Source organism: Staphylococcus sp. SA22 (assembly GCF_054165785.1).
Map to the genome: position 1 here is coordinate 16,556 of NZ_JBSZQY010000014.1, position 8,867 is coordinate 25,422.

The window sequence follows — 8,867 nt, forward strand, 5'->3', positions numbered from 1 at the left end:
TCACTATGTGATGTGTCTTTTTATTTATGAGGTATGAACATGTTCAAACTAATTGTAAATACATTACTACACATCAAGTATAGATGCGTCTTGATACTACTTAAGTTATATAAGGTGAAACATTATGATGACTAAAGACGAACGTATACGATTCTATAAGTCTAAAGAATGGCAAACAACAAGAAAAAGAGTACTAGAAAGAGATAATTATGAATGTCAACAATGTAAGAGAGACGGCAAGTTAACGACATATGACAAAAGCAAACATAAGTCGTTGGATGTAGATCATATATTATCGCTACAACATCATCCGGAGTTTGCTCATGACTTAAACAATTTAGAAACACTGTGTATTAAATGTCACAACAAAAAAGAAAAGAGATTTATAAAAAAAGAAAATAAATGGAAAGACGAAAAATGGTAAATACCCCCGGGTCAAAAAAATCAAAAGCGATCAAAATACTTGGGGAACGGTTAGGGAGTAAACTTCGCGATAATTTTAAAAATCCATGTATAACCCCCCCTCTTATAACCATTTTAAGGCAGGTGATGAAATGGAGATTATAGTCGATGAAAATTTAGTGCTTAAAGAAAAAGAAAGGCTACAAGTATTATATAAAGACATACCTAGCAATAAATTAAAAGTAGTTGATGGTTTAATTATTCAAGCAGCAAGGCTACGTGTAATGCTTGATTACATGTGGGAAGACATAAAAGAAAAAGGTGATTATGATTTATTTACTCAATCTGAAAAGGCGCCACCATATGAAAGGGAAAGACCAGTAGCCAAACTATTTAATGCTAGAGATGCTGCATATCAAAAAATAATCAAACAATTATCGGATTTATTGCCCGAAGAGAAAGAAGACACAGAAACGCCATCTGATGATTACCTATGATTAGTAATAAATACGTTGATGAATATATAAATTTGTGGAAACAAGGAAAGATAATTTTAAATAAAGAAAGAATTGATCTCTTTAATTATCTACAAAAACATATATATTCACGAGATGATGTATATTTTGATGAACAGAAAATCGAGGATTGTATCAAATTTATTGAAAAATGGTATTTTCCAACATTACCATTTCAAAGGTTTATCATAGCTAATATATTTCTTATAGATAAAAATACAGATGAAGCTTTCTTTACAGAATTTGCTATTTTCATGGGACGTGGAGGCGGGAAAAACGGTCTAATAAGTGCTATTAGTGATTTTCTTTCTACGCCCTTACACGGAGTTAAAGAATATCACATCTCCATTGTTGCTAATAGTGAAGATCAAGCAAAAACATCGTTTGATGAAATCAGAACCGTTTTAATGGATAACAAACGAAATAAGACGGGTAAAACGCCAAAAGCTCCTTATGAAGTTAGTAAAGCAAAAATAATAAACCGTGCAACTAAATCGGTTATTCGATATAACACATCAAACACAAAAACCAAAGACGGTGGACGTGAGGGGTGTGTTATTTTTGATGAAATTCATTATTTCTTTGGTCCTGAAATGGTAAACGTCAAACGTGGTGGATTAGGTAAAAAGAAAAATAGAAGAACGTTTTATATAAGTACTGATGGTTTTGTTAGAGAGGGTTATATCGATGCAATGAAGCACAAAATTGCAAGTGTATTAAGTGGCAAGGTTAAAAATAGTAGATTGTTTGCTTTTTATTGTAAGTTAGACGATCCAAAAGAAGTTGATGACAGACAGACGTGGGAAAAGGCGAACCCAATGTTACATAAACCGTTATCAGAATACGCTAAAACACTGCTAAGCACGATTGAAGAAGAATATAACGATTTACCATTCAACCGTTCAAATAAGCCCGAATTCATGACTAAGCGAATGAATTTGCCTGAAGTTGACCTTGAAAAAGTAATAGCACCATGGAAAGAAATACTAGCGACTAATAGAGAGATACCAAATTTAGATAATCAAATGTGTATTGGTGGTTTAGACTTTGCAAACATTCGAGATTTTGCAAGTGTAGGGCTATTATTCCGAAAAAACGATGATTACATTTGGTTAGGACATTCGTTTGTAAGACAAGGGTTTTTGGATGATGTCAAATTAGAACCTCCTATTAAAGAATGGGAAAAAATGGGATTATTGACCATTGTCGATGATGATGTCATTGAAATTGAATATATAGTTGATTGGTTTTTAAAGGCTAGAGAAAAATATGGGCTTGAAAAAGTCATAGCTGATAATTATAGAACTGATATTGTAAGACGTGCGTTTGAGGATGCTGGCATAAAACTTGAAGTACTTAGAAATCCAAAAGCAATACATGGATTACTTGCACCACGTATCGATACAATGTTTGCGAAACATAACGTAATATATGGAGACAATCCTTTGATGCGTTGGTTTACTAATAATGTTGCTGTAAAAATCAAGCCGGATGGAAATAAAGAGTATATCAAAAAAGATGAAGTCAGACGTAAAACGGATGGATTTATGGCATTTGTTCATGCGTTATATAGAGCGGATGATATAGTAGACAAAGACATGTCTAAAGCACTTGATGCATTAATGAGTATAGATTTCTAATAGAGGAGGTGAGACATGAGTATTCTAGAAAAGATATTTAAAACTAGGAAAGATATATCATATATGCTTGATTTAGATATGATAGAAGATTTATCACAACAAGCGTATGTGAAACGTTTAGCGATTGATAGTTGTATTGAATTTGTTGCGCGAGCTGTCGCTCAAAGTCATTTTAAAGTATTGGAAGGTAATAGAATTCAAAAGAATGATGTTTACTACAAGTTAAATATAAAACCAAATACTGACTTATCAAGCGATAGTTTTTGGCAACAAGTTATATATAAACTAATTTACGATAACGAGGTTTTAATCGTAGTAAGTGACAGCAAAGAATTACTTATCGCAGATAGCTTTTACAGAGAAGAGTATGCTTTGTATGATGATATATTCAAAGATGTAACGGTTAAAGATTATACTTATCAACGTACTTTCACAATGCAAGAGGTCATATATTTAAAGTACAACAACAATAAAGTGACACACTTTGTAGAAAGTCTATTCGAAGATTACGGGAAAATATTCGGAAGAATGATAGGTGCACAATTAAAAAACTATCAAATAAGAGGGATTTTGAAATCTGCCTCTAGCGCATATGACGAAAAGAATATAGAAAAATTACAAGCGTTCACAAATAAATTATTCAATACTTTTAATAAAAACCAACTAGCAATCGCGCCTTTGATAGAAGGTTTTGATTATGAGGAATTATCTAATGGTGGTAAGAATAGTAACATGCCTTTTTCTGAATTGAGTGAGCTAATGAGAGATGCAATAAAAAATGTTGCGTTGATGATTGGTATACCCCCAGGTTTGATTTACGGAGAAACAGCTGATTTGGAAAAAAACACGCTTGTATTTGAGAAGTTCTGTTTAACACCTTTATTAAAAAAGATTCAGAACGAATTAAACGCGAAACTCATAACTCAAAGCATGTATTTGAAAGATACAAGAATAGAAATTGTCGGTGTGAATAAAAAAGACCCACTTCAATATGCTGAAGCAATTGACAAACTTGTAAGTTCTGGTTCATTTACAAGGAATGAGGTGCGGATTATGTTAGGTGAAGAACCGTCTGACAATCCTGAATTAGACGAATATCTAGTGACGAAGAACTACGAAAAAGCAAACGAAAATGGTAGTACATTGAAAGGTGGTGATGAAGATGAAAGTGGAGATTAAAGGCGTCATCGTTTCCAACGAAGATAAATGGGTTTACGAAATGCTTGGTATGGATTCGACTTGTCCTAAAGATGTTTTAACACAACTAGAATTTAGTGATGAAGATGTTGATATTATAATTAACTCAAATGGTGGTAACCTAGTAGCTGGTAGTGAAATATATACACATTTAAGAGCTCATAAAGGCAAAGTGAATGTTCGTATCACAGCAATAGCAGCAAGTGCGGCATCGCTTATCGCAATGGCTGGTGACCACATCGAAATGAGTCCGGTTGCTAGAATGATGATTCACAATCCTTCAAGTATTGCGCAAGGAGAAGCGAAAGATCTAAATCATGCTGCAGAAACATTAGAACATGTTGGTCAAATAATGGCTGAGGCATATGCGGTTAGAGCTGGTAAAAACAAACAAGAACTTATAGAAATGATGGCTAAGGAAACATGGCTAAATGCTGATGAAGCCATTGAACAAGGTTTTGCGGATAGTAAAATGTTTGAAAACGACAATATGCAAATTGTAGCAAGCGATACACAAGTGTTATCGAAAGATGTATTAAATCGTGTAACAGCTTTGGTAAGTAAAACGCCAGAGGTTAACATTGATATTGACGCAATAGCAAATAAAGTAATTGAAAAAATAAATATGAAAGAAAAGGAATCAGAAATCGATGTTGCAGATAGTAAATTATCAGCAAATGGATTTTCAAGATTCCTTTTTTAATACAAAAATAGGAGGTCATAAAATGACTATAAATTTATCGGAAACATTCGCAAATGCGAAAAACGAATTTATTAATGCAGTAAACAACGGTGAACCGCAAGAAAGACAAAATGAATTGTACGGTGACATGATTAACCAACTATTTGAAGAAACTAAATTACAAGCAAAAGCAGAAGCTGAAAGAGTTTCTAGTTTACCTAAATCAGCACAAACTTTGAGTGCAAACCAAAGAAATTTCTTTATGGATATCAATAAGAGTGTTGGATATAAAGAAGAAAAACTTTTACCAGAAGAAACAATTGATAGAATCTTCGAAGATTTAACAACGAATCATCCATTATTAGCTGACTTAGGTATTAAAAATGCTGGTTTGCGTTTGAAGTTCTTAAAATCCGAAACTTCTGGCGTGGCTGTTTGGGGTAAAATCTATGGTGAAATTAAAGGTCAATTAGATGCTGCGTTCAGTGAAGAAACAGCAATTCAAAATAAATTGACAGCGTTTGTTGTTTTACCAAAAGATTTAAATGATTTTGGTCCTGCGTGGATTGAAAGATTTGTTCGTGTTCAAATCGAAGAAGCATTTGCAGTGGCGCTTGAAACTGCGTTCTTAAAAGGTACTGGTAAAGACCAACCGATTGGCTTAAACCGTCAAGTACAAAAAGGTGTATCGGTAACTGATGGTGCTTATCCAGAGAAAGAAGAACAAGGTACGCTTACATTTGCTAATCCGCGCGCTACGGTTAATGAATTGACGCAAGTGTTTAAATACCACTCAACTAACGAGAAAGGTAAATCAGTAGCGGTTAAAGGTAATGTAACAATGGTTGTTAATCCGTCCGATGCTTTTGAGGTTCAAGCACAGTATACACATTTAAATGCAAATGGCGTATATGTTACTGCTTTACCATTTAATTTGAATGTTATTGAGTCTACAGTTCAAGAAGCAGGTAAGGTTTTAACGTACGTTAAAGGTCTATATGATGGTTATTTAGCTGGTGGTATTAATGTTCAGAAATTTAAAGAAACACTTGCGTTAGATGATATGGATTTATACACTGCAAAACAATTTGCTTACGGCAAAGCGAAAGATAATAAAGTTGCTGCTGTTTGGAAATTAGATTTAAAAGGACATAAACCAGCTTTAGAAGATACCGAAGAAACACTATAAAATTTTATGAGGTGATAAAATGGTGAAATTTAAAGTTGTTAGAGAATTTAAAGACATAGAGCACAATCAACACAAGTACAAAGTAGGGGAGTTGTATCCAGCTGAAGGGTATAACAATCCTCGTGTTGAATTGTTGACAAATCAAATCAAAAATAAGTACGACAAAGTTTATATCGTACCTTTAGATAAGCTGACAAAACAAGAATTATTAGAACTATGCGAATCATTACAAAAAAAAGCGTCTAGTTCAATGGTTAAAAGTGAAATCATCGACTTATTGAATGGTGAAGACAATGACGATTGATGATTTGCTTGTCAAATTTAAATCACTTGAAAAGATTGACCATAATTCAGAGGATGAGTACTTAAAGCAGTTGTTAAAAATGTCGTACGAGCGTATAAAAAATCAGTGCGGAGTTTTTGAATTAGAGAATTTAATAGGTCAAGAATTGATACTTATACGCGCTAGATATGCTTATCAAGATTTATTAGAACACTTCAACGACAATTACAGACCTGAAATAATAGATTTTTCGTTATCTCTAATGGAGGTATCAGAAGATGAAGAAAGTGTTTAAGAAACCTAGAATTACAACTAAACGTTTAAATACGCGTGTTCATTTTTATAAGTATACTGAAAATAATGGTCCAGAAGCTGGAGAAAAAGAAGAAAAATTATTATATAGCTGTTGGGCGAGTATTGATGGTGTCTGGTTACGTGAATTAGAACAAGCTATCTCAAACGGAACGCAAAATGACATTAAATTGTATATTCGTGATCCGCAAGGTGATTATTTACCCAGTGAAGAACATTATCTTGAAATTGAATCAAGATATTTCAAAAATCGTTTGAATATAAAGCAAGTATCACCAGATTTGGATAATAAAGACTTTATTATGATTCGTGGAGGATATAGTTCATGAGTGTGAAAGTGACAGGTGATAAAGCATTAGAAAGAGAATTAGAAAAACATTTTGGCATAAAAGAGATGGTAAAAGTTCAAGATAAGGCGTTAATAGCTGGTGCTAAGGTAATTGTTGAAGAAATAAAAAAACAACTCAAACCTTCAGAAGACTCAGGAGCGCTGATTAGTGAGATTGGTCGTACTGAACCTGAATGGATAAAGGGGAAACGTACTGTTACAATTAGGTGGCGCGGGCCTTTTGAACGATTTAGAATAGTACATTTAATTGAAAATGGTCATGTTGAGAAAAAGTCAGGAAAATTTGTAAAACCTAAAGCTATGGGTGGGATTAATAGAGCAATAAGACAAGGTCAAAATAAGTATTTTGAAACGTTAAAAAGGGAGTTGAAAAAATTGTGATTGATATTTTGTACAAAGTTCATGAAGTGATTAGTCAAGACAGAATTATTAGAGAGCACGTAAATATCAATAATATTAAGTTCAATAAATACCCTAATGTAAAAGATACTGATGTACCTTTTATTGTTATTGACGATATCGACGACCCAATACCTACAACTTATACTGACGGAGATGAGTGTGCATATAGTTATATTGTCCAAATAGATGTTTTTGTTAAGTACAATGATGAATATAATGCGAGAATCATAAGAAATAAGATATCTAATCGCATTCAAAAGTTATTATGGTCTGAACTAAAAATGGGAAATGTTTCAAATGGAAAACCGGAATATATAGAAGAATTTAAAACATATAGAAGCTCTCGCGTTTACGAGGGCATTTTTTATAAGGAGGAAAATTAAATGGCAATAAAACATGCAAGTGCGCCAAAGGCGTATTTTAACATTACTGGTTTAGGTTTCGCTAAATTAACGAAAGAAGGCGCGGAATTAAAATATAGTGATATTACAAAAACAAGAGGATTACAAAAAATTGGTGTTGAAACTGGTGGAGAACTAAAAACAGCTTATGCTGATGGCGGTCCAATTGAATCAGGGAATACAGACGGAGAAGGTAAAATTTCATTACAAATGCATGCGTTCCCTAAAGAGATTCGCAAAATTGTTTTTAATGAAGATTATGATGAAGATGGCGTTTACGAAGAGAAACAAGGTAAACAAAACAATTACGTAGCTGTATGGTTCAGACAAGAGCGTAGAGACGGTACATTTAGAACAGTTTTATTACCTAAAGTTATGTTTACAAATCCTAAAATTGATGGTGAAACAGCTGAGAAAGACTGGGACTTCTCAAGTGAAGAAGTAGAAGGTGAGGCACTTTTCCCTTTAATTGATAATAAAAAGTCTGTACGTAAATATATCTTTGACTCAGCTAACATGACAAATCATGGTGGCGACGGTGAAAAAGGCGAAGAGGCTTTCTTAAAGAAAATTTTAGGCGAAGAATATACTGGAAACGTGACAGAGGATACGGAAACTTTGTAACGAAACCGGCTTCATCGGAAACTGCGGTAAAGTCGGTTAGTATACCAGATAGCATTAAAACACTTAAAGTTGGCAACACATACGATTTAAATGTTGTAGTAGAACCATCTAATCAAAGGAAGCTAGTAAAATACACAACAGATCAAACTAATGTTGTATCAATAAATAGTGATGGTCAAGTCACTGCAGAAGCGCAAGGCATTGCCACGGTTAAAGCAACTGTTGGTAATATGAGTGACACTATAACAATAAATGTAGAAGCATAAGAGGGGGGCAACCCCTCTATTTTATTTGAAAATAAGGAGAGTATTATAAAATGGCAAAATTAAAACGTAACATTATTCAATTAGTAGAAGACCCAAAAGCAAATGAAATTAAATTACAAACGTACTTAACACCACACTTCATTTCATTTGAAATTGTATACGAAGCAATGGATTTAATCGATGATATTGAGGACGAAAATAGCACGATGAAACCAAGAGAAATCGCTGACAGATTGATGGATATGGTTGTAAAAATTTACGATAACCAATTCACAGTTAAAGACCTAAAAGAACGTATGCATGCACCTGATGGAATGAATGCACTTCGTGAACAAGTAATTTTCATTACTCAAGGTCAGCAAACTGAGGAAACTAGAAATTTTATCCAGAACATGAAATAAAGCCTGAAGATTTAACATATAAAGCAATGTTGAAAAATATGGATACTCTCATGATAGACTTAATTGAAAATGGTAAAGACGCTAACGAAGTTTTAAAAATGCCATTTCATTATGTACTTTCCATATATCAAAATAAAAACAATGACATTTCTGAAGAAAAAGCAGAGGCTTTAATTGATGCGTTTTAACCTTAACCGTTTGGTT

Annotated in this window: 15 protein-coding genes; all 15 read left to right on the forward strand. The window is 33.3% G+C overall.

The window, feature by feature from the left end; translation table 11 throughout:
- The first annotated feature begins 124 nt into the window (after positions 1-124).
- The 15 genes from ACXQH5_RS11135 (at position 125) to gpGT (ending at position 8,851) form a co-directional block, all read left to right on the forward strand.
- Entirely contained in the window at positions 125-424 is a 300-nt protein-coding gene (locus ACXQH5_RS11135) for an HNH endonuclease (protein WP_000988333.1), read from the forward strand.
- Between the two features lie 130 nt (positions 425-554).
- Positions 555-899 (forward strand): hypothetical protein, encoded by a 345-nt coding sequence (locus ACXQH5_RS11140; RefSeq protein ID WP_000402904.1) that lies wholly within the window; start codon positions 555-557, stop codon positions 897-899.
- Positions 896-2,557 (forward strand): terminase large subunit, encoded by a 1,662-nt coding sequence (locus tag ACXQH5_RS11145; protein WP_000625087.1) that lies wholly within the window; start codon positions 896-898, stop codon positions 2,555-2,557. Before ACXQH5_RS11140 ends, ACXQH5_RS11145 begins: the two co-directional genes overlap by 4 nt.
- 15 nt (positions 2,558-2,572) lie before the next feature.
- The gene (locus ACXQH5_RS11150) at positions 2,573-3,736 is read left to right on the forward strand and encodes a phage portal protein (protein WP_000025268.1); all 1,164 of its coding nucleotides are present in this window, start codon (positions 2,573-2,575) and stop codon (positions 3,734-3,736) included.
- Positions 3,720-4,457: a head maturation protease, ClpP-related gene (locus ACXQH5_RS11155; RefSeq protein ID WP_000861911.1), complete on the forward strand. Its 738-nt coding sequence runs from the start codon at positions 3,720-3,722 to the stop codon at positions 4,455-4,457. The genes ACXQH5_RS11150 and ACXQH5_RS11155 overlap by 17 nt, the downstream gene beginning before the upstream one ends.
- A 22-nt stretch (positions 4,458-4,479) precedes the next feature.
- Complete coding sequence (locus ACXQH5_RS11160; protein ID WP_000154567.1) at positions 4,480-5,625, forward strand: phage major capsid protein; 1,146 nt, start codon at positions 4,480-4,482, stop codon at positions 5,623-5,625.
- A gap of 19 nt (positions 5,626-5,644) precedes the next feature.
- The gene (locus ACXQH5_RS11165; protein WP_000238240.1) at positions 5,645-5,929 is read left to right on the forward strand and encodes a hypothetical protein; all 285 of its coding nucleotides are present in this window, start codon (positions 5,645-5,647) and stop codon (positions 5,927-5,929) included.
- A complete protein-coding gene (locus ACXQH5_RS11170; protein ID WP_000150936.1) occupies positions 5,919-6,203 on the forward strand; it encodes a phage head-tail adapter protein in 285 nt (94 codons plus the stop codon). The genes ACXQH5_RS11165 and ACXQH5_RS11170 overlap by 11 nt, the downstream gene beginning before the upstream one ends.
- Positions 6,187-6,549 (forward strand): phage head completion protein, encoded by a 363-nt coding sequence (locus ACXQH5_RS11175; protein ID WP_000755150.1) that lies wholly within the window; start codon positions 6,187-6,189, stop codon positions 6,547-6,549. The genes ACXQH5_RS11170 and ACXQH5_RS11175 overlap by 17 nt, the downstream gene beginning before the upstream one ends.
- Positions 6,546-6,950 (forward strand): HK97 gp10 family phage protein, encoded by a 405-nt coding sequence (locus tag ACXQH5_RS11180; protein ID WP_000114341.1) that lies wholly within the window; start codon positions 6,546-6,548, stop codon positions 6,948-6,950. Before ACXQH5_RS11175 ends, ACXQH5_RS11180 begins: the two co-directional genes overlap by 4 nt.
- Complete coding sequence (locus tag ACXQH5_RS11185; protein WP_000565498.1) at positions 6,947-7,354, forward strand: hypothetical protein; 408 nt, start codon at positions 6,947-6,949, stop codon at positions 7,352-7,354. The genes ACXQH5_RS11180 and ACXQH5_RS11185 overlap by 4 nt, the downstream gene beginning before the upstream one ends.
- Positions 7,355-7,996 carry a major tail protein gene (locus ACXQH5_RS11190; protein WP_000985141.1) on the forward strand — a complete coding sequence of 214 codons (642 nt, stop codon included), beginning with the start codon at positions 7,355-7,357 and terminating at the stop codon, positions 7,994-7,996.
- The gene (locus tag ACXQH5_RS11195; protein ID WP_094969686.1) at positions 7,957-8,262 is read left to right on the forward strand and encodes an Ig-like domain-containing protein; all 306 of its coding nucleotides are present in this window, start codon (positions 7,957-7,959) and stop codon (positions 8,260-8,262) included. Before ACXQH5_RS11190 ends, ACXQH5_RS11195 begins: the two co-directional genes overlap by 40 nt.
- Positions 8,263-8,312: 50 nt before the next feature.
- Complete coding sequence (gpG, locus tag ACXQH5_RS11200) at positions 8,313-8,663, forward strand: phage tail assembly chaperone G (RefSeq protein ID WP_001096355.1); 351 nt, start codon at positions 8,313-8,315, stop codon at positions 8,661-8,663.
- Positions 8,664-8,713: 50 nt separating this feature from the next.
- Positions 8,714-8,851 (forward strand): phage tail assembly chaperone GT, encoded by a 138-nt coding sequence (gene gpGT / locus ACXQH5_RS11205; RefSeq protein ID WP_000566226.1) that lies wholly within the window; start codon positions 8,714-8,716, stop codon positions 8,849-8,851.
- The last annotated feature ends 16 nt before the right edge of the window (positions 8,852-8,867 follow it).

What these genes read in the sequence shown, in the direction of transcription:
- ACXQH5_RS11175 (WP_000755150.1), top strand. Translation starts at nt 6,187, where the DNA reads ATGAAGAAAGTGTTTAAGAAACCTAGAATTACAACTAAACGTTTAAAT.
- ACXQH5_RS11190 (WP_000985141.1), top strand. Translation starts at nt 7,355, where the DNA reads ATGGCAATAAAACATGCAAGTGCGCCAAAGGCGTATTTTAACATTACT.
- ACXQH5_RS11155 (WP_000861911.1), top strand. Translation starts at nt 3,720, where the DNA reads ATGAAAGTGGAGATTAAAGGCGTCATCGTTTCCAACGAAGATAAATGG.
- gpGT (WP_000566226.1), top strand. Translation starts at nt 8,714, where the DNA reads ATGATAGACTTAATTGAAAATGGTAAAGACGCTAACGAAGTTTTAAAA.
- ACXQH5_RS11180 (WP_000114341.1), top strand. Translation starts at nt 6,546, where the DNA reads ATGAGTGTGAAAGTGACAGGTGATAAAGCATTAGAAAGAGAATTAGAA.
- ACXQH5_RS11165 (WP_000238240.1), top strand. Translation starts at nt 5,645, where the DNA reads ATGGTGAAATTTAAAGTTGTTAGAGAATTTAAAGACATAGAGCACAAT.
- ACXQH5_RS11160 (WP_000154567.1), top strand. Translation starts at nt 4,480, where the DNA reads ATGACTATAAATTTATCGGAAACATTCGCAAATGCGAAAAACGAATTT.
- ACXQH5_RS11170 (WP_000150936.1), top strand. Translation starts at nt 5,919, where the DNA reads ATGACGATTGATGATTTGCTTGTCAAATTTAAATCACTTGAAAAGATT.
- ACXQH5_RS11145 (WP_000625087.1), top strand. Translation starts at nt 896, where the DNA reads ATGATTAGTAATAAATACGTTGATGAATATATAAATTTGTGGAAACAA.
- gpG (WP_001096355.1), top strand. Translation starts at nt 8,313, where the DNA reads ATGGCAAAATTAAAACGTAACATTATTCAATTAGTAGAAGACCCAAAA.
- ACXQH5_RS11135 (WP_000988333.1), top strand. Translation starts at nt 125, where the DNA reads ATGATGACTAAAGACGAACGTATACGATTCTATAAGTCTAAAGAATGG.
- ACXQH5_RS11150 (WP_000025268.1), top strand. Translation starts at nt 2,573, where the DNA reads ATGAGTATTCTAGAAAAGATATTTAAAACTAGGAAAGATATATCATAT.
- ACXQH5_RS11140 (WP_000402904.1), top strand. Translation starts at nt 555, where the DNA reads ATGGAGATTATAGTCGATGAAAATTTAGTGCTTAAAGAAAAAGAAAGG.